Genomic DNA, 21,300 nt, shown 5'->3' with positions numbered 1-21,300 from the left:
ATCATTATCTGTTCTGGTCCAACATGGCAGCGTGAGGCTTCGCCTTTTGGTGAAGATAAAGCGTCGATGTTGGTTGTGCTTGATAACAGTGAATCCATGCTCGCTAAAGACTTACCACCGAGTCGCTTAGAACGATCTAAGCAGAAGATTAGAGACTTATTAGCAGCTCGGAAAGGCGGTAATACTGGCTTAGTGGTTTATGCCGGTAGTGCACACGTGGCGATGCCTGTCACTCAAGACAGCAAGGTATTCGAACCGTTTCTTGCGGCTATCACACCCGACATCATGCCGGTTTCAGGTAAATCAGCAGAAGAAGCGCTGCCACTCATAAATCAGCAACTGTCTGGTGAGTTAGGTTCGTCAGTGTTGTTGGTATCAGACGGTGTTAACCCAAGTACCATTAGAGCGTTCGAAAGCTTCTTTAACGACAACCCGTATCAACTGCTTATTCTAGCGGCAGGAAATAGCAATGTGGTGAGCGATAATCCAGTCGATCTCGATTCATTGCGCAGCCTAGCGAGCAAGACGGGTGGACGACTGATCGAAGTTACTGTTGATAATTCCGATATCCAGCAACTCAACCAAGCGGTTGAAAGAAACATGCAACTTAACGGTGAATCTTCAATGCCTTGGAAAGACATGGGTTACGGTCTGCTGATTCCAATGGCGATCATCATGCTGTTGTGGTTTAGAAAAGGGTGGTTGGTTCAGTGGTGTGTGGTTGGCGTTTTGATTACTGGCAGCGTGTATTCTCCGCACTCTTTGGCTAAAACGGTCAGTTTAACCGCCGATAAACCCGTAGTTGAAGAGTCCTTGACGGTTTGGGATAAAACAGCCCAATGGTGGTGGGATTTATGGTTAACGCCTGATCAGCAAGGACAACGTTTATTGAATCAAAAGGAATACCTTGAAGCAGCAAAACATTTTACTGACCCAATGCGAAAGGGCGCAGCTTATTACTATGCTCGTGATTTTAAGTTAGCTCACAGTGCCTTCTTACAAACCAAAACTGATTATGGTTTGTATAACGCCGCAAGTGCGTTGGCCAGGCAGCGTGAATATCTTGCTGCGCGAGATTTGTTGAAATTACTAAGCGAGAAAGAGGACCTGTCACCAGAACTAAGAACGGATGTCGAAAACAACCTTGCTGTTCTTAATGGGATTGTCGAAGAAGTAAACCGAACCAGTGAAAGTCAATCAGGCACCACCGATGGCCCTGAAGAATCTTTAGAACTCGAAGACGACCAGCCACGCACGGGTGATGGCGCTGAAGAAGAAACGGTAGCGGAATTGATGCTCAAGGAAACGCTTAATGCCAATGAAATTTTGGGTAGCCAAGAGCTTGCCGACAAGTGGTTAAAACGAGTAGAAGCAGACCCTAAGTTCTTCTTAAAGTCCAAGTTCCAAATTCAATTAAGAGACCCTGCACCTTCTATCGAACCGCCGTCTAAACAAGAACAGGTGCCAAAACAGGAGCAAACACAATGAGTCGATACGATTTAGCGCTTGAAGCGATTCAATCAAAGCGAACGCGATTCACAGCCCGTAAATGGTTGCTGTCGATGACTCTTATGTTGAGTTGGTTTTTTCCTGCTGTTGCTTCTGCTGCCGATATCTTCGATCTGCAAAAAAATGGTGATGTGGAGCTTATCGCTTGGGTAGGGGAAAAGCCAAAGTCAGGCGACAAAATAACGCCGACCAAAGTGAGCGTTAATGAGCAGGTAATTCTGAACATTGAGGTGGCGACGCCGCGTTGGTTAACGGGAGGGACTCGAATCGGCAGTATCGAAATTCCTAACGTGATTGCTAAGCAGCGGAACCAACTCGCGACGAACTACACGGAACGAGTTAATGGCACTACATGGTCACGCCAGCGTTGGGAAGTGACGCTCTATCCGATGACTTCTGGCGAGTTTGTCATTCCAACCGTGCCGGTTCGCGTCCAAGTTTCTGCACCTGATGGCTCTAACGTTGGCGGCACGCTTTACACGCAGCCAATTAAGTTTGAAGCTTCGTTGCCTTCAGGTTTACTTGATAATGAATCGCCTTGGTTTTCTGCAACAGAAGTAGATACAGAGCAACAATGGCAACGCTCGAGTGAAAACTTAAAAGTAGGCGATGCTATTACTCGAACGGTAACCATCAAGGCAAAAGACAGCCTTTCTGTATTACTTCCGGACGTGTTGAACAATGGATCGACCCAGCAGTACCAAGCTTACCCGCAACCTAATCGTTTAGATGATACTCAAGAACGTGGTGATTATCGCTCAAGCCGAGTTGAAGAGACGGTATATGTGATTCAACAAGGTGGTGAGTTTACGCTGCCAGAGTTTTCATTTCAGTGGTGGGACAGCAAGAATCAACGCCTTGAAAACGTGGTGATAAAAGGGAATGTGTTTGAAGCTAAACACACGGTCCGATCTTTCATCAAGGCTTACATGTCAGTGTTTATTAGCGTTGGTCTGGCATTGTTGTTCAGTGTGGCGTGCTTTGTTTCTGTTAAACGTTATTATGCGAACCGCCCAACACCAAGCTGGTTGGTATTGCGTCGTTTGCTTAAGAAAAATAATTGGCCAGCATTGAGAACCTTTATCTATCGTCAATTGCGCAGAGAAACCGCTCAATTGGAATTGGGTAAAGCGAGCGAACAAAAGCGTTGGCTAGAAGATAGTGAAGCGCTTCAGCAAGGGCGTGAAGATAGAAACGTATTTTCTCGTTTATGGAAAGGCTTACGTAACTTACCCAGCGACAAATTAAGCCCAAGTAACTCTCGTTCGATTTTTGACCGATTGAGAATCCCTAAAGCTTTGCCAGACTTAAAAGATAAAACCTAGTTTTATGCGGAGGTTAAACGAGTTGTTCGATGAGAAATATAGCCGTTTGATATAAAAGTGCTGCGAAGCGATGGAAAGCGTTTTATTGAAATACCGATATAAATTCTGGGTTTATCGGGGCATTCTGCACAAACTGAAGCAATTCACATCGAACATAATCGGCAGTTTCTCTACTATAGGGAAACTGCTTCTTTAATATGGAACTGTATGAAAAGCACCGAACTCAATTTAATTCCTATATTTGTTGCTATCTATGAAGAGCAGAACTTGTCTAGGGCTGCTAATCGCATGGATATAAGCCAACCTGCTGTGAGCAAAGCGCTTGCACGGTTGCGAGATATCTATGACGAACCACTGTTTCACCGAACCACATCAGGTGTAGAGCCGACCACTTTTGCTATTGATATTTACCCTGCAATGGCTGCTGCGCTTAAGAACTTTACTTCTACCTTATCGGCTTCAAGAGACTTTGACCCAAAAACATCAAATCGTATTTTCTCTATCGCCTGCGTTTCCGCGGCAAGCTACGAAATGGTGCCAAGAGTCATGCAGTTGATTAGCCAAGTGGCGCCGAACATCGCGTTAGAAGTCCATCCTCTGTTTACAGAAGATTATGAATCGGACTTAAGGCTCCAAAGGCACGATGTGATCATTGATATGACGCCAAGAGGAAGAACCACGCTCAAGCACGAAGTGGTTTCTACAGAGGAGCTCGTGGTGGTGTGCCGTTCAGATCACCCCGTAATTAGCGATACTATCAATATGGAGCAATTTCTTACTCTCGATCACGTCGTGGTGTCACGCTGGCATGCACGCAAAAGCTTATTAAGCTCTGAACACTTTAGTGATTTGGAGAAGCGAAGAGTTGTGTATCGAGCTGCTGGTGTTGTCGAGATGCTCCCTGTGATTGAGGGATCTGATGCTATTGGCATGCTTCCTATGTCATCGGTGCGATGTTTTGCTGAAAAGTACAATGTAAGAACTCTGCCTTTGCCCTTTGATTTGGAAGACCTCGATATGTGTATGATTTGGCACCCCAGTCGCACTAACGAACCTAGCCACAAGTGGTTGCGCACTAAGCTCAAAGCGGCAGCAAAAGAGTTATCAAGTTAGCTTCTAAAGGGCATGGTCATAGAAAACATTCGCGCGATTTTAAATGGAAAGAAAGCCAGTATCCCTGAGCTGAGGTAAGCGGCGTTTATTGCAAGGGAGCGGGATATTGACCTGCAAGTTAGCGTCATGTGGAACTCGTCAGATATGTTTCGCTTGGTGCTGCCCGAAGGCAGCCCTTGTTTAACCATAAATCAGTGAAAGAACTTAACTTACTGAATTGTTTGATTTAAGTAACGGATACTAAGCCTCTTTTAGGCTCTGTTCTGAGTTAAGCAAGAAGTAGGACACCCAATCATCAATAGGCAAAGGTCGCGCGAAGAAATAGCCTTGAGCATATTTACAACCGATCTGGCGTAGAGTCGTTACATGATTCTGGGTTTCAAGGCCTTCTGCAATCACTGAGAAATCGAGTATTTGCGCGAGCTTGAGAACCGCGCAAGTAATCTCATAATCTACTTTTGACGAGTTAATATCTTCAATAAAGCTTCGATCTAATTTTACGCAATCGGCGGAAAGATTCTTCAACACCGACAACGAAGAATAACCCGTTCCAAAATCATCGATAGCAATCTTGTAACCCTTAGAATGAAGCACCTCAATGGTTCTCGAACAGGTTTCAAAATCACGCATCATGTCTCTTTCGGTAATCTCAAGCAGCAATTGGTGAGGTTGGCAATCCGTTTCATCCAGTATCACTTGTAGCTGCTCGGCAAGGTCCGTCATATAGAACATTCTCGCTGAGAAATTGATTGAGAAAATCACGCCTTGTAGGTCTATTCCCGCACGTTGCCACTCAGTGATCAAGTTCGCCACTTTCTTAAACACCCACTTATCGATGTCGATAATGAGGTCACTTTTCTCCGCTACTTCAAGGAAATCAATCGGTGGCAGTAAGCCCAATTTAGGGTGTCGCCAGCGAATAAGTGCTTCGGCGCCAATAATGCCCTGAGAGTCCAAGTCGACCTTAGGTTGGAAGAACACTTCAAGCTCGTCGTTAGCAATCGCTTGATGAAGCCCGATGTTGGTTTCGATTAAGTCGTTCACTTCATGAGTCATTTTATCCGCGTAGACTCTGTATTGATCTCTACCATTACGTTTGGCGTGATACATGGCGGTATCCGCGTTGCGAATTAAGGTTTCACGATCTAAACCATGAGTAGGGTACTCACAAACACCAATACTCGCGGAGACGAAGATAGAATTATCATCGATATAATACGGCTTTCTTAATGCTTGATTCAAGCGATCGGCAATCGGCTCACCTTCTTCTAAATCAATGTTGGAATACATCACCAAGAACTCGTCGCCACCCATTCGAGCAACAAAGCCTTTATCGCCGACTAAGCTACTCAGGATGTCAGAAACATTGACTAATAAGTTGTCTCCGGGCGCATGCCCTAAGGAGTCGTTAATGGTCTTAAATTCATCAATATCGAGATAAAACAGTAAGAAAGAGCTGTTGTTGTCACTGGATTTTTTGATCTCTTCATCCAATTGTTTGGTGGCCAAAAGTCGGTTAGCCAAATTCGTCAGTGGATCATGGTGCGCGAGGAAATCGAAGTTTTTCTTCTCTTCAGTGAGGTCGAGATAGGCCTCAGACAGCCTTAAAGCCATGTCGTTATAAGCTTTCTCTAAGTGAGACCATTCGTCACTTCTGGCCAAGTTGATCGGGTTTTTGAGGCTGCCGGATTCTAAACGGTCGAAGCCATGTCTAAGGGCATTGAGTGGCTTTCGAATGTGGTGTCTAACAACGTGGCTAACCAGCAACATCGACAGCACGACGGCTGAAATACTGATAACAATCGCATTGAGCCTTGATAGACCAATCTCTTTCTCAAGCTGGTCTGTCAGTTCTAAGGCTTGGTTTTGTACGCGTGATTCGGTTTTTTCTACCATCTCCAACAAGTCACTTTGGGCAACTAACAGTGATGCCATCACCAACCAACGCTGCTCCAGATTAGCTCTAATGCGCTTCAAAGCGGCGTTGTATCGTTTCACCGTTCGATTGATTCTTTTCTTCTCAGCAATAACCGCTGTCGTTTCGATATCAACGTTTTCTAAGTGGAGTAAGAATATATCGAGTTCTTTCTCGACTTCGATAAGCAGTACTTTCTCCGTTTCTGGCGTGATGCGACTGTGAATGTCACCGACCATTTTCCCCGAAGTGAGAAACGACTCTCGTAGCATGTTGATGAGATCTAATTCATTGTTATAACGGATGAAATTAGGTTGGTCTAAGTGCCTTAACTTGCTGTCGGCAATCGCAAATTCGAGTTGATCAAGTTGCTCGGCTAATGCAGCGTCGATTTGATTAGTCTGCTTAAGAATTCGATTGAGTGCTAGTGAACTGCCTAGGAAACGGTGGAAGTTATCGATAAAGGCATCGATCTTTTGCGAGAAACCTTCGTTGGTAGAGAGATCTCTCAGTCGTTGCAGTTGGAAATCAACATTGAACGCTTCTTCAGACAGCGTGGTTTCGCTAAACAGAAACGTTTGTTCCAGCAGCTTAACTCTAGAGGTGAGCGTAAACACGCGACGACTGATTTCAGAGTTAACAATCAAATCTGACACGTGTGTCGAGGTTTCTGTTTTGAGCGTCGACTCGACGTAATAGAGCGAGCGGATCACCATGATGACCGCAAGGCTTACAATCAATAACGAAACCAGATTCGAAATAATGAGCCGTTGGGTGATGTTTATCTGAGGTAGTTTCATTGTGGCTTCCAAATTTTCAGATACGCTTCACGGTAGCCATTTTTAGGGTCGTAGATGCCTTTGTCTGACTGGCTGATGAGTTCTTCAACATTATCGGGCGTGACGAGATGCACAGGGGCTGAGTAGCCACTTGGAGGCATTTGGTTAAATGCTCGGTTGAGCTCGTCGACAATTTGCCAGCCTTGTAGGTGTAAGGGTTCAGGTACAGTCGCCAGTTGGAATTGACCGCTATTGATTCGTTTGTACGCGGCTTTGCTGCCGTCACCCGCTGAAATGTTTTGTGGTATTAGCCGATACTCTTCGAGATTAGATTCCAAAGAAGGGATCGCGTAATCAATGTAAAGGTCGTTGATGGCTAAGATATGAGTGATTGTTTCGCCATATTGATCATCAAGGTTCTTCAACGTCGCAGGCATCTGCTCGGCAATTTTATCGAGCGGTAAGTAGTTCAGCTCAAGTACATCACAGGTCCCGCAACGCTTGATGGTGTTGACCATCGCATTGGCTTTGATCATCGCAATTTCATAGTTCGGGTCGGTAAACACCACGGTTCTCGCTCGCCCGTTTGAGTTTACAATCGCGAGTAGCGCGGCCACCTCTGCCACATCGAGAGGGTCGGTGGTGATGTTGGTGTATAAGCCGATTTCAGGGTTGCCACCGACAAGCTCAGTCGCGTGCCAGCCAATAACAACGATTCCGAGGTCTTCCGCTTGTTTCAAAATGGTTTTGTGTCGAACAGCATCAATGCCGCCAAGAACAATGGCATCGGGTTCAAAGCCAATCGCTTTTCGGATAGCTGCACCTTGACGTACTTCTGAGCCTAAGCCATCAATGAACTTCAGATGCCAATTGATGTTTGAAATGGCCTCAGAGATACCTTTACCCACCCCGTAAACGCCACCATTTCGTAAATCAGACGCGACAAAAATAACGTTTTTTTCATGACGTACCGCAGGGCCTTGCATTGGGCCATCCCAAGTTCTCTGGTTGGAAACCGCACGCATCACTTTTTTTTCAGCATATTGGAAGAAATCGTCTTCATGATTACCCGCAAAACTCTGAGAGGAGCAAGTAGTAGCGAGCAACAAACCCGCAAAATTTAATCTCTTATTCATATAGCTTATAAAACGCTTTAACTTATAATTGCCCTATATTTATAATATTGTTAATAAACATTCAAACATTTGGTAACAGTTATGCCGGGTCAACTTTATAAAAATGTTTTACCAACTCTACTGACAGCGTGTTTTTTCCTCCCTTTGTACGTCAATGCTGACGGGGTAAGGTCGGAGGCTGATGTCAAGAAACTTGAAAAATTTCAAGAGACTGTAAGTGGCGAGCCAATTTCATTAGCTCCGATGTCGGTAGAAAAACCGGTAAGAATTGCGCTGATTTATCCAAGTGCAGATATTTCTGACTTTTGGACAAGAAATTACACCGCACTGAAGGAAAGGCTCATCGCTTTGGAGCTGCCTTTTGAGATCAGTGAGTTTACCTCAAGGCAAATTGAGCACTCATTACAAACCCAATACACCGAGCAAGTGCTGAATTCTGAGACGCCTTATGACTTCGTCATTTTTGGCCCTTCTGAATTGGGTATCCAAGCCAGTAATATCCAAAAACTGTCCGCTTCCAAAGATTTCAAAACCTTTATTTGGGCGTTTCACACACCTAATGAGCAATGGAAAGATCAACCCGACACTTGGTTTGATTTCTCAAGCGCGATGGGGGCTGAGGTGCTTTGTGACCATGTGGTGAAAGAACTCGGAAATGAAGTCGAGTTTTCAGCAAATCGAGGGATCCCGGGAATAACAGATACTCAACGTTCACAAGGCTTCATCGATTGTGTAGAGACAAAAGGTGATTGGTTAACGGTATATGAGCACTTTGGGCAATACCAGAAGATAGGTGGCGCCGATGGGATTCGTTTAGTGCTCGGTAACTTCCCTGAAGTGACCATGGTTCACAATGCCAATACTGCGATGACTATGGGAGCGGTTGATGCGTTAAACAAGGCTGACATGTTGTCTGAAATCTATGTCACGGGTTGGGGCGGTACTGCGAAAGAGATCGAAAAGATTCGTTCCGATGAATTAGACGCGACGCCTATGCGAATGAGTGATGACCTTGGTGTGGCAACGGCCGAAGCGATTAAGTTTCACTTGGAAGAGCGAGAGGCAGAAGTCCCGTTGGTTTACTTAGGCCGTATCACCGTTGTGCACAATAAGATGAATGACGACCAATTAAATCAGCTAACCAGAGAAGCGTTTCGTTACTCGGGCAAGAATTAGGTTCGATTCAACTATCCTTTATCAATCAAAAGAGCCGCTTATCTGATTCGACCTAGTGAATCAGAAACAGATAAACGGCTCTTTTATTGAGAGGGTGCTGGATTCGAAATCTAGCTCACAAAACCTTAGAGATTGAATCTACTCAGTGATCTCTTGTAACACCTCTCCAATTGACCCACTTGGTTGGGTGATTCCCAGTTTGTTCGAAAGCGTTGGCGCAATATCATATGGTGTCACTGCTCGCGATACCTTCTTAGCTTCAACATCGTAACCTGCAAAGATCACAGGCACATGTGTGTCGTACTTCCACGGAGAACCATGTGTAGAGGCAATTTGAAGGCCTTCCATGTCGTTAATGTAGCTGCGCGGTGCAAATACCACGTATACATCGCCAGAACGAGCAGGGTGGTAGTTGTTTTTAATTAGCTGCATCACATGCGTGTCCGGTACTCGGTTAGCCGCAATGTCACTGCTTGATACAGCAAACGCAACGCCTTTCACTTTTGCAATCTCATCAGCAATGGCTTCTTGCACCTTAGCGCGTTCAAGCTTCTTCTCAGCGATCAGATCATGATTCAGATAGATGTAAGGTTGTGCGTACAAGCGAATCGCGTCTTTGGTTAAACCAAATTCATCCTTCAATCGTTTTTCAACACCACTTGAGAGTAGTGTGTCTTTATTGAAGTATTGAGCTTGATTGAAGCCAAGCGCATTTGCCGCAGGTGAAGATTCAGGAACGCCGTGGTCGGCAGACAGCACAATCAAAGTGTTTTCTAGACCCACTTGGTTATCCACGGTTTTGAAAAGCTTAGCGAGAGTCTTATCAAGTCGGATAAGGTTGTCTTCTGTTTCTAGGCTTTCAGGGCCGTAGAGGTGCACCACGTAGTCGTTTGATGAAAAACTTACAGACAGATAATCGGTTACGTCACTTTGGCCAAGCTTCTCTTGCATCAACAAGGTGCTAGCGAAGTTTTCCGTGATCTCGTCACCAGCAGGGCTGACGGTTAACGTTGTGCTGTAGTACTTGTAACTTGCAGGGCCATAAGGGTGAGGGAAGGTGCGTTCAAAATTACCTAACTTCACCTTGTGGTCAGTATTGTGTTCTTGAAGGGTGTATTTCTCACGTGGTAAAGAAAGTTCCCAACTTTGTTTAGAGTACTGGCTCGCAATGGCTTTCTCATTCCAACGTGATACCCAGTCTGGATATTCGTCGTAGTAATAGTTACTGGTAACAAATTCAGATTGTGCTTTCGAAAACCAAAACGCTTTACCACTGTGTCCCGCCAATGAGATAGCGCCGCGGTCTTTCACTGATACACCGAACACTTTTGATTTGCCACTATTAGAAATCGTCAACTCGTCACCAAACGTGGTGGAAAGTATTGGCTCAGGAGAACGTCCATCGCCCTGTGCTGTCTTCTGCGTTGGGTCGATCTCTGTTGCTTTATCGACACCTGCACCCGAGGTTAGCATTTCATAGTTGCCATCCTCTACGTTATACACCAAACGTTCCTCACTTCGGTCATACCAAACATTACCAACCATGCCGTGAACGCTCGGTGGAGCGCCTGTTGCAAGTGATACATGACCGACAATCGTTTCTGTGTTGCCGTGCTGGTAGTTCGCATTGGTGTAGTAAGTACCGTCATCCATTAAGTACCGGAAACCGCCTTCACCGAAGTTGTGCTTATATCGTTCGATTAGATCTGCGCGCAGGCCATCTACCGTGATTTGAAGGACTAGATTTGGCTTTTCCTCAGCTGAAGCTGGGAGAGCGCAGAGTAACGCGAGGGTTAGTCCTGAAAGCTTGGTGTATTGCATAGAGTTTCCTTATTCACTGTTGCCGCTGAGTTCTAATGTTTGGCCAGATTTCTAATGTGTGTACAGTGCGAATCGTATTTTTTTGTATTGTTGGTGGCGATTAGTGAACCATAACCTTCGGCACCTTTAGTTAGTTCGCTTCGTTAGCTAGTTTACAGCTTTAGTTCGTATCCTTAACTAAACGCAGCCCCATATCTGACATAGTGATCGATTGGCTTGCGAAGTCACGACGGTAACTTTCAGATTCATTTTCGTCATAAGCAAAGCTGCCACCGCGAACCGATTTGTGCGATAAACCAACGTCGCTGTGTTTTGCGTTGTTAGGGTTGTCTGTTGGACCGAATCGGTAGAAGGTGTCATCGAAGGCATCAATGACAAACTCGCCCACGTTTCCTGTCATGTCATATAAGCCTAGTTCATTTGGTTTCTTTAGCCCGACTGGATGTGCGCTATTTTTAGAATTTGCTGAGTACCACGCAACATCATCTAAGTTATTGGAACCACTGTAAGTATAGCCTTTACTTTTGTTGCCACCTTTGGCTGCAAATTCCCATTCAGCTTCAGTAGGCAAACGGTATTCTTCGCCTGTAAGTTCGTTCAATTGCTCGACGAAGTAGTTCGCTTGTTGCCAGCTAAGGTTATTGACTGGAACTTGTGGGTTTTGGAAATAACTGAGAGATGAACCCATCACCGATTCGAACAATTCTTGAGTCACCTCAAACTTCGCAATATAAAAACTATCTACAGTTACATTACGTGCAGGACGCTCTGCTTTGGTCGCTTCTGGATCGTTCGACCCCATGGTGAATGTGCCGCCTTCAACCAACACCATCTCTTGGTCAATTTGTTGGGCGATAGGGTGTGTAGGCACGTTTGCACAGCCACTCAGAAGAATAGTCATGGTGACGCTGCTAATTGTTGCTAACTGTTTGTAATTAAGAAATTTCATCACGTGCCTCAGATGTTCGAAATAGGGTCTAATTCTAACGTTTAAGGTCATTCCTATTGGTTATAAAGGGTATAACATGTCACATGATCGAATAGGAATTATGATGGGTCCAGAATACTAAAATAGGTAGGTAAATCATGCATATTACTCAAGGTCCACAGTATAACGGTAAAGCGTCTAAGCGCTTGCATGTCATGGCTAAGCCGATTGGCGCAGCGTGCAACATTGACTGTAAATATTGTTACTACCTAAGTAAGCAAGATTTGTTGGAGTACAAGAAAGGCAGTTCTCCAAGAATGGATGATGAGACATTAGAAACCTACATCCGACAATACATCGAAGGTCAAAACACGCCAGAAATCATCTTCTCATGGCAGGGCGGTGAACCGTCCATGCTAGGTTTGGCGTATTTTGAACGCGTGGTTGAGTTACAGAAAAAGTACCAACCTGAAGGTGTATTGATTTCAAACGATTTACAAACCAATGGTACTTTGCTGAATGATGATTGGGCTGAGTTTCTTGCGAAGAATAACTTCCTGATCGGTTTGAGCATTGATGGTCCTGAAATGCTGCACAATGCCTATCGTGTTAACAAAGCTGGCCGTGGCACATTCAAACAAGTGATGGCGGCTGTGGAGCTGCTGCACAAACATCAAGTGAAGTTTGCAACGCTTACCTGTGTGAATAACCTCACCAGTCAAAATGCACTTGAGGTCTATCGCTTCCTACGTGATGTGGTGAAGTCACCGCAAATGCAGTTTATTCCTATCGTTGAACAGAAAACGTTCCGAACGATTGCACCACAAACATCCCAAGTGAGCGAACAGCTCAAACAAGGCGACAAACGCCTGATCCCCGGCCATAAAGATTCGATCATGGAATCGTGGTGTGTGTCGGACTTGGCTTGGGGTAACTTCCTTATTTCTGTGTTTGATGAGTGGGCTAAGAACGACATCGGTAAGGTGTTTGTTCAGTATTTTGAAGCGAGCGTAGAAACATGGATTGGGCGTCCGAACCCACTGTGTACCTTGAACGAGATATGCGGAAAGGGTTTGGCAATGGAGCCAAATGGCGATGTATTCTCATGCGACCACTATGTTTACCCTGAGTACAAAATTGGCAATATTCTCCACGAGAAGCTTGATGACTTAGCGTACAGCGCACCACAGCAACAGTTTGGTTTTGCTAAATCCCGCACACTGACCAGTCAATGTCAGCAGTGTGATTACAAGTTCGCTTGTCATGGTGAGTGTCCTAAGAACCGCTTTATCAAAACTCGTGCAGGCGAACCGGGCTTGAACTACTTATGTGCAGGTTGGCATAAGTTCTTTTCTCATGTTGATAAGTCGATGGCTTACATCGCTCGCGCGATGGGGCATCCGGTTGCTCATGGCAAATTCAGCGACTCAGTATTGATGGCGCATCGAGCGAAACAGGCGCAACAAGCTACGTTCGAGACCAAGTTTTAACTTGTTCTTTAGATCAACAGGTCCAAGATAAATTTAATCAGATACGAGTCTAAGGACAGGCTAAGTTCTCCAGTTTAAGGTAATACTATGATAAAGAAGAGTTTAGCGACGGCTGTTGCTTTATTGGTTTCAACGTCCGCATTGATTTCAACGTCTGCGATGGCTGCAAATAGCGTTCAACAAACAGTTGATGCACCGGCACAACATATCAATCAAGTGCTTGAAATGACTGACACTCAAACCCGCATTCAACAGTTGTCTTACATGGCACAAGATCAGAATCAATCTGTTGAAAATCGTACTGGTGCACTGCAAGAGCTTGCTTCATACCCAAGCCAAAATGCGCTGGTGGCGGTTGCTAGAGGCTTGAAAGATCAAAACCCTGAAGTGCGTGAAGCGGCGGTTATCGGTTCTGAACCTTACCAACTTGAGCATCGCTGGGCGTTAATTTCCCCCCTGCTAAAAGACAGCGATACCATGGTTCGCCACACGGTGACATCCAATTTAGTTCGTGACTTCAATGCATTAGATGATGAACAGAAAGCACAAATTGAACCACCAGTCACAGAGTTGATTAGCTTCTTGGAAACGCAAGAATCTGAAAAGTACCAATTACTGTTTGCTGATGTGCTTCGTTGGCACAATGACTGGGATAAGGCGGAAACGGTTTATCTAGAACTGATCAATACGCATCCAAAAGAAGCGCAAGTTTGGTTGAGCTACGCAGATAATTTTCGAGCTCAGAACAAAGACAAACAAGCAGTCGAAGTATTAGATCGTGGTTTAGAGAGCGTGCCAAACAACGCCGCACTACATTATTCGAAATCGTTGACTTTGGTTCGCCTTGAAGACAAAACTGCAGCCGCCAAAGAGATTGAAGTAGCTGCGAAGCTAGCGAAAGATAACAGCTATTACTGGTACCTAAATGGGGTGTTACAAGAAGAGTTGGATATCGACAAGTCGACCCAATCTTTTGAAAAAGCGTACCTAATTTCAGGCTCTCCAGAACAGTTATACGCGGTCTGCGATATCTATGTGCGTTACGGCAATGAAAAGACCGATGATTGCTTAGGTGAGCTAGGTAAAGTAGCTCCTGATTATGTTATTGAGCAGTTGAAAGAGAAACGAGTAGCGCCAAGCTCATAATATTCTAATGAGTAACTAGCGAAGCCGATAATGAAAAGCCAGTCGACATGTTTGACTGGCTTTTTCTCATCCATGAACCACTTAGATAAGGCTCAAGCAACTAAAGACAAAATAAGGGCAAGCCTATTACTTGCCCATTTCACTTTATTATTCACCCATAGAGCTTGATGCACGGCGTCTGTCGGTCGCGCCATAGATCTTGCCATCTTTGACTTCAATGGCATTCAAGCCACTGACGACTGGAATGACATGCACCGGGTAACCGAGCTGCATGAACTCTGGTACTAACATTTCGGCGTAGGTCTTCTTCTCGACGAGTAAACCCGTTGGGTCATAAGGTTTGGTGCGATCAATCTTAGTGCCGTATTGGATGTTTGGAAGGTCAATTGCTTCCTGCGCAGACAGATCCCAATCTAAAACTCCAACTACGGTTTTTAACACGTACCCCGGAATTTGCGAGCTACCTGGAGATCCGACAACTAAACGCAGGTCGTCTTTTTTATCCATAACCATTAACGGTGTGATCGCAGAGCGTGGTCGCTTACCTGCTTCGATGGCATTTTGAGTCGGTTTACCGTTTATGGTGGGTTTGGTGGAGAAGTTCGCCATTTGTGCGTTAAGAATCACACCATCGACCATTACTCCTGAACCCATACCTGTGCCGACGGTGCTGGTCATTGCAATGGCATTACCGTCTTTGTCGATGATGGATATGTGACCGGTATCTTGGCTCTCAAAACCTTGATACTGAGCGTAATCAGTATCTAATAGTTTGCCTGCCTTCGGATTTTTTTTCGCAATGCCACTCTCTGGAATGAGTTTACGTCGCTCATCGATGTAGGATTTGTCGAGTAGGGCAGCAACTGGCGCTTCAACATAATCTGGATCACCTGCATAAGAGATACGATCGGCTTTAGCGATTCTCATAGCTTCAGTCATCAAGCGCCAAGGTTCAACATCGGTTTTAGACATGTTGGCTAAGTCATAGGCTTCCAACATTTCAAGGCTTTGAGCGACCATCACACCACCAGAGGCTGGATAGCCAAATGAGACAATCTTATTGCCTCGGTAGTCGCTTTCAATAACCTCACGCTGTTTCACTTGGTACTGTTCAAAATCTTCGATAGAGAGCTTAGCTTGGTCGGCGTCGATTCGGCTGTTCACCGTTTCAACTATGTGCTTACCAAACTCGCCACCATAAAGGTACTTATCACCTTGTTGAGCAATATTGGTCAATGTTGTGGCAAGCTTTGGGTTCTTCATCAATGTGCCGGTTGGTTTGATTTGGTCGTCATTCCAATACAGGGCTTCGATTTCTGGATCTTCAATCAATCTTTCTTGTTCACGAACCACGATGTCGTAGGTGTAGCTGTTCATCGCATAGCCCTTGCTTGCCAGTTCAATCGCGGGTTGAACAAGCTCAGACCAAGGCAATTTCCCGTATTGTTGATGAGTGCTATAGAGCAAGCGAAGTGTGCCGGGAACGGCAACAGAACGAGCCCCTAGAATCTCGTTTCGACTAAGCGCTTTTCCATTTTTCATGAACATGTCTGGAGTGGCACTTGAAGGGGCTTCATCTCGTCCATCAAGAGCGAGGAATTGATCTTTGTCTTTTTGATAAAACAGCGCAAAAGTACCACCGCCAATCCCAGTCATATCAGGTTCAACCACCGACATTGTCATCTGCATCGCCACCATCGCATCGACCGCGTTACCGCCTTTTTTGAGTATCGAATACCCAGTGCTGCTTACGTATGGATTCGTGGCACTTACCATAAACTCTTCGCCAGTTTCGTCTGGCGTAATTGGAAAAGGATTTGGCTCAGCCGCGAAACCGACCGCTGAAACCAAACTTAAAGATAAAGTCGCTATTCGCATGCGTTCTCCGTTTAAGGTATCTGTTTATTCGCTCTTAGGTTGACCAAATTAAGGTAGTGAAGTTCTTGAGTTTGCAGCCTTCTTACACAATATTGACGGCTCTGACATTAATCGCCAAATCACCTAAATGTTTCTCTATTAAAGGATATATAAGATCAATGTTATGGCTTGTTAAGCATGACAATTCAAAGACATTAAAAAGACCAAGGTTATTTGATTACCTTGGGCTTTTATTTAATGGTGATTGTCTAATTTTGGGTTAGAAGACGAAACTCAACATGATGGTGTAAAGGACGGCATCTTTGTCATCAAAACCAGTAAGTGCGTTGAAATTCTCAACAAAGGCACCGTTTGCTTTACGAGCCTCAAAATATTGCACTTCACCATTGATAGACACGTTAGGTAACACATCGTAATCCACACCAATTAGGTAGCTGTTTCCTGTTAGGTGTTCGTGAGAATCAAACTCTGCTCCGTAAACGACGTATGGAGTGAATAAATCTAGTCTGTAGCCCAAACTAGCGTACATCGAGGACGAGATGTCACTGATCTGTCCTTCACTTGCAAGCACCGCTTGACCTAATTCATACTCAACACCTAACGACCAAAGTTGAATGTGTAGGTTGTCTTGTTTTCTACTGAATGGAGCTGTTATCGAAGTTCCAGGGATTGTAATCGTGCCAGAAACGGTTTGATCAAAATTGGAGTCGAGGAATGACAAGTTCCAACGATAGTTTTCACCGCTCAATTGAAGATTGGCACCGAACATTCGGTTGGTTTCAAATTCCAGTTCTGTACTTGAATTAAAGTCGACTTTGTTTTTGTCTTTTACACCGAAGAAAGGTGAGAGCAATAGCGTTGCTTCATCACTGACATCACGAGTCCAGCTCACTTTTATGCCGTTGAAAGCTGTGATTCCGAGAACGCTGTTATACACCTCTGTCGGTGGCCTTGCTGTCATATAGGCTTGGCCCACATAGTAGTACTCAGAGGTAAGGAATAGTGGCAGTCGTAATCGACCAACGCTGACATCAAAGTCATTAAATTCATAGCCTAAGTAAGCCCACTCTAGCTGCGGTTCACTCCAATCATATTGGGGTGGCTTGACAACTTGCACGGAAGCTTTGAATGAGTTGTAGAAGTAATCGAGTTGAACACCAAATGTGGTATCACAGTCGTAGCAGCTCTCATCAGTAAAACCGCGGTTGATGATTAATGGATTATCGTTATCCGATGTTGCCCAAGACGTTGAGCCAAAGCCACTTAAGGATAAATTATCGGTAAGTTCGATATTCGCAAAAGCCGGAGAGGCAATTGAAGCACATAGCACTGACGTAATTATTCTTTTCATATTATTTCTCCGAACTTATAACGTAGAGAACGTTGGCATTTTGAGGAACCGAAGAGAGTGGTGAGTAACCAATACGATTTGGTTTGTCATCAAGCCAGTCTACTAAGCTGTCGGTTGATGCCGCTTTGATTTCTCTTGGGTAACGCGCTTTTCCTGAAAAAGATAAGCCAGCCCAGTGAGCATTCATTTGAGCGGCGTTTTTTCCAAGTAAAAGTTGATAAAAGTCCTCTCTTTCAGTGCTGTTTTCAGGCCAATCTGATAGCTCTACACGTTTGCCATTGAGGCGCTTAGTTTTCCCTCTATAGAGCTTTCGCGCTTTGTTTATTGATATCTCTTCAAATCCGGAGTCTAAAGAAAATATGGCATAATCTTCAGCGGCGTGAGCAGGGCTTAGAAAAAGCAAGCTTCCTAATAGCCCTACCGCGACTGGCAACATGACTCTGCGGGGAAGTGTTTTTATTGTTCTAATCCAATCCATGAGGTATCTCCTAACAAGTCGCACTTTCTATTTGATGGAATAGCTTTTCTTTTCTTACGGGCTTCGCTACGTATCCATCCATTCCGGAATCAAAGCACTTTTGAATATCATCATCGATAACACTGGCAGTTAACGCGATAATAGGAGTTTTGCTTAAGCCTTGGTTTTTCTCGTGTTCTCGAATCTTCTTAGTTGCCGTGAAACCGTCCATAACAGGCATCATGCAATCCATCAAAATAATGTCGAAGCTACTGTCGTTCTGGTACATATCAACGGCAATTTGTCCGTTGTCTGCAATTTCAAAGGCATATCCGGCCTTCTTCAGCATGATAGAAGCTACTTTTTGATTGACGCGGTTGTCTTCGACTAGCAAGATTCTCTCTGATTTGCTCGGAATTGCGTTTTGTTCCGCTTCTTCAGGCAAAGTACGTTTGGTCGCAGCCCCGTTGATAATCGGAGTGACAGTTGCAGGTTGTTTCTTAGGTTGAGCTTTATAGGAAGCTGGTAGTGGCATAGCTTCTACCGCGGTGAGTACTTTCTCTTTAAGCATTTCGAACTTGAATGGTTTTGGTACATAGTCATCCATACCAACGTCGAAACACCTCTGAATATCGTCATCGATGACACTGGCGGTCAATGCAATGATCGGGATGCGCCGCGTCGCTTCCGTTTCTTTTTCAATTCTTCGGATGTTGCTTGTTGCATCAAAGCCATCCATAACCGGCATCATGCAGTCCATGAGTATCGCCGCGTAATGAGGATTAGCGGTGAACATGTCCACAGCTTCTTGACCATTATTAGCGAACTCGAATTCAAAACCACTTTTACCGACATGAAGGCCAGCAATTTTTTGGTTGATCTTGTTGTCTTCAACGATGAGGATTTTGTGTTGGATCTCGACTGATGTCTGGCTTGCTTCTGATAGTTCCGCCAAACCTCGAGTATCACAAAGCTCAATAGCTTTAATCAAACGCAAGCCTAGTAGGGGCTGTGCGACTTGTGCAGTAACGCTGTCACCAAGATCCGCTGGCTCACTTAAGAAGGAACGTATCAAACAGATAGTGATGCCGTTTTGGTGCAGCTTTTCTAAGTTATCTGCGTGGGTATTAGCTAGGAATGCGTCATCTTCGGCGAAAACAACAGTAATAGGTTTAGTGTGTTTTTGAGTGGAGAGCTGCTCTATAATTGCCGTTATATCATTCGTTTTATCGGTAACCTTCAAACCATAAAGGTTAAGGTCGGACTCGATTCGCTCGGAGAGCATGTTTTCGTTACCCAGCACATAAATATCAGCCGTTGCTGTACTTGGTTTTGGCAGTATCAAGTCAACAGGCAATACCAAGTCGAAGTAGAAACAGCTTCCTTCACCTTTGACGGAGTCGAGTTGAATTTGACCACCCATCAGCTCTACCAACTGTGTACTGATGGCTAGACCAAGACCAGTACCACCAAATTGACGTGTGGTTGAATCGTCTTCTTGAGCGAACGGTTCAAATATCTGTTTTTGTTGCAGTGAATCGATACCAATACCCGTGTCTCGTACAGCAAATCGAATGGTGGCATTGTTATCTGCTTTGTTGAGCGTTTGAATTGATAATGTGACGCCACCTTCAGCCGTAAACTTCACCGCATTCGACATAAAGTTCATCAAGATCTGTCTTAAACGGTGATCGTCTATCATCACGCGTGCTGGTGTATCTGGGCTGATATCAACGTTAATCGATATTCTTTGTTCTTTCGCTTTTGGTGCCACAATAGAGGCGATGTCGTATATCGACTCTCTAATCGATGCAGAGTGCGGACTGATTAATAGCATGCCAGACTCAATCTTAGAGAAGTCTAAGATATCGTTGATTAAGCTAAGTAGCAGTTGGGATGAAGTTTCGATCGTATCAACATAGTCACGTTGTGTCGGTGTAAGCGGCGTATCTGCGAGGATTTCCGAAATACCAATAACACCATTGAGCGGGGTGCGAATTTCATGAGACATGTTGGCCAAGAAGCTACTTTTTGCTTTGCTGGCTTGTATTGCGTGGTCTTTCGCGAGTTCGGCATCCTCTTTGGCTCTCTCTGCGTCTTCTTTTGCTACCGTCAATCTCTCTTTCGCGAGCTCTCGTTCGATGGTCAATCGTTCAACTTGCTGAGCAAACAGACTGAGTTCATCTTTACCTTGGATTAATTTATCTAGAGAAGGGCGCGTGTCATCATTTTCGCTTTTTAAGAAAGCTAACACCAAATTAAGGTTGTTAGTGACTTGTCTCGCCAAGCTAAGAGTTAAACCCATAACAATCGCTGCCAGCAAAGCGACGATTGAAATAAACAGGGTTCGCTGTATTTGTGCGTCATAGATGGCTTGCTCAACTTCTTGTTGGAACTCTTGCTTGATTACGCCGCCAAGGCTTTGTAATAAGTTGAGCCGTGCGCTCATCGCTTCTAAGCCGACAGACACTTCTTGTGGCGTCAGTTGGCTGATTGTATTTAGGTCGAGTAGCGCGCTTCTTATCTCTTGGCTTTGAGCAAACACATCATTTCGAAACACTTCAACCATCAAAGAAACTTGATGTTCGTTGGCGTTCAATGAAACAAAGCGCTCTAAGAACAATTGCTGTCTTTCACTCAAGGTTTTGATCTGTTCGGCGAGTTCTGGGTCGTACTCTTGGCTGATTTGGAAGATCTCAATCAGTGAACTACCAAGCTTGAACTCTTCGTTCGACCAAAACATCAACCACTCAAGTTGTTGAAGGGCAGTGAGGTGCTGTTGAATTTCACGTTTAGTGTTTTCAAAAGGGACTTTCTCTACTTCAAGTAACAGTTGCTTGTATAAATCGCTCTGCCATTCGAGGGCATCCAATTTATCGTAAGTGTCAGTCGCTTGCATCGTCGATAAGGTCGCTTCGCTGAAATCGGCAACAAGTTGATTCATTTCATCAGATGCGTCTAAAAAAATGATGGGAGACAGGTTTTTAAGTTCTGCCTTTACTTGGTTGCTTTGAGTAGCAAACTCTTCAGGGCTAGAGGCTAAGGTACTTCTGTACAAAATAGAAATATCTTGAAGATAGACAGATAACTGATTGGTTCGTTCAAAATCGGTTAACTGAGTCGTTAATATATAAGCCTGTCTACCTGCTAGGAAGAGTAATAATGAAATGGGAAGTAGAACTAAGCCAAAGAGTTTATGTTTGACTGAAAGGTTATTCCAGGCCGTAATCGCCATATAAGGATCCATCCAACTGTCGTTATATAAAAACAGTAGAA

The 21,300-nt window shown here is 44.6% G+C and carries 14 protein-coding genes and 1 pseudogene; 7 read left to right on the top strand and 8 right to left on the bottom strand.

Features of this window, described 5'->3' with window-relative positions:
- The 4 genes and pseudogenes from A142_RS08990 to A142_RS25640 all read left to right on the top strand — a co-directional run.
- On the top strand, positions 1-1,488 hold a 1,488-nt coding region (locus A142_RS08990), incomplete at its 5' end, for a vWA domain-containing protein (RefSeq protein ID WP_069591565.1).
- Positions 1,485-2,834, top strand: a complete 1,350-nt coding sequence (locus A142_RS08985; RefSeq protein ID WP_019823741.1) for a BatD family protein — start codon at positions 1,485-1,487, stop codon at positions 2,832-2,834. The genes A142_RS08990 and A142_RS08985, both read left to right, overlap by 4 nt.
- 207 nt (positions 2,835-3,041) lie before the next feature.
- Positions 3,042-3,947: a LysR family transcriptional regulator gene (locus A142_RS08980; RefSeq protein ID WP_019823739.1), complete on the top strand. Its 906-nt coding sequence runs from the start codon at positions 3,042-3,044 to the stop codon at positions 3,945-3,947.
- A gap of 18 nt (positions 3,948-3,965) precedes the next feature.
- A pseudogene (locus A142_RS25640) lies at positions 3,966-4,106 on the top strand (lipid kinase YegS); the annotation flags it as partial.
- 81 nt (positions 4,107-4,187) lie between these two features.
- On the opposite strand, the gene A142_RS08975 reads toward A142_RS25640, so the two are convergent.
- Positions 4,188-6,662 (bottom strand): EAL domain-containing protein, encoded by a 2,475-nt coding sequence (locus A142_RS08975; RefSeq protein WP_019823737.1) that lies wholly within the window; start codon positions 6,660-6,662, stop codon positions 4,188-4,190.
- The gene (locus A142_RS08970; RefSeq protein ID WP_019823734.1) at positions 6,659-7,777 is read right to left on the bottom strand and encodes a substrate-binding domain-containing protein; all 1,119 of its coding nucleotides are present in this window, start codon (positions 7,775-7,777) and stop codon (positions 6,659-6,661) included. The genes A142_RS08975 and A142_RS08970 overlap by 4 nt, the downstream gene beginning before the upstream one ends.
- 81 nt (positions 7,778-7,858) lie before the next feature.
- Between A142_RS08970 and A142_RS08965 the strand changes: the two genes are divergently transcribed.
- Positions 7,859-8,953: a substrate-binding domain-containing protein gene (locus tag A142_RS08965; RefSeq protein ID WP_019823732.1), complete on the top strand. Its 1,095-nt coding sequence runs from the start codon at positions 7,859-7,861 to the stop codon at positions 8,951-8,953.
- Positions 8,954-9,091: 138 nt separating this feature from the next.
- Here A142_RS08965 and A142_RS08960 read toward each other — a convergent pair whose 3' ends face one another.
- Both A142_RS08960 and A142_RS08955 read right to left on the bottom strand, forming a co-directional pair.
- Complete coding sequence (locus tag A142_RS08960; protein WP_019823730.1) at positions 9,092-10,774, bottom strand: alkaline phosphatase family protein; 1,683 nt, start codon at positions 10,772-10,774, stop codon at positions 9,092-9,094.
- A gap of 160 nt (positions 10,775-10,934) precedes the next feature.
- Entirely contained in the window at positions 10,935-11,723 is a 789-nt protein-coding gene (locus A142_RS08955; protein WP_019823728.1) for a formylglycine-generating enzyme family protein, read from the bottom strand.
- A 137-nt stretch (positions 11,724-11,860) separates the two neighbouring features.
- Here A142_RS08955 and A142_RS08950 point away from each other — a divergent pair, with 137 nt between their 5' ends.
- Together A142_RS08950 and A142_RS08945 are read left to right on the top strand one after the other, a co-directional pair.
- Positions 11,861-13,192, top strand: a complete 1,332-nt coding sequence (locus tag A142_RS08950; protein WP_019823726.1) for an anaerobic sulfatase maturase — start codon at positions 11,861-11,863, stop codon at positions 13,190-13,192.
- A gap of 87 nt (positions 13,193-13,279) precedes the next feature.
- Positions 13,280-14,338, top strand: a complete 1,059-nt coding sequence (locus A142_RS08945) for a HEAT repeat domain-containing protein (protein ID WP_019823724.1) — start codon at positions 13,280-13,282, stop codon at positions 14,336-14,338.
- A gap of 147 nt (positions 14,339-14,485) precedes the next feature.
- On the opposite strand, the gene ggt is transcribed toward A142_RS08945, so the two are convergent.
- The 4 genes from ggt to A142_RS08925 all read right to left on the bottom strand — a co-directional run bounded on the left by ggt (position 14,486) and on the right by A142_RS08925 (position 21,259).
- Positions 14,486-16,216, bottom strand: coding sequence for a gamma-glutamyltransferase (gene ggt, locus A142_RS08940; RefSeq protein ID WP_019823722.1), 1,731 nt, complete (start codon positions 16,214-16,216; stop codon positions 14,486-14,488).
- Positions 16,217-16,475: 259 nt separating this feature from the next.
- Positions 16,476-17,567 (bottom strand): hypothetical protein, encoded by a 1,092-nt coding sequence (locus tag A142_RS08935; protein WP_019823720.1) that lies wholly within the window; start codon positions 17,565-17,567, stop codon positions 16,476-16,478.
- A gap of 1 nt (position 17,568) precedes the next feature.
- A complete protein-coding gene (locus tag A142_RS08930; protein ID WP_019823717.1) occupies positions 17,569-18,045 on the bottom strand; it encodes a hypothetical protein in 477 nt (158 codons plus the stop codon).
- Between the two features lie 10 nt (positions 18,046-18,055).
- Positions 18,056-21,259, bottom strand: coding sequence for a response regulator (locus tag A142_RS08925; RefSeq protein ID WP_019823715.1), 3,204 nt, complete (start codon positions 21,257-21,259; stop codon positions 18,056-18,058).
- Positions 21,260-21,300 lie beyond the last annotated feature (41 nt).

The sequence above is a fragment of the Vibrio splendidus 12E03 genome (genome assembly GCF_000272105.2).
Lineage (GTDB): Bacteria > Pseudomonadota > Gammaproteobacteria > Enterobacterales > Vibrionaceae > Vibrio > Vibrio splendidus_I.
This window is presented reverse-complemented; position numbering and strand designations above follow the sequence as displayed.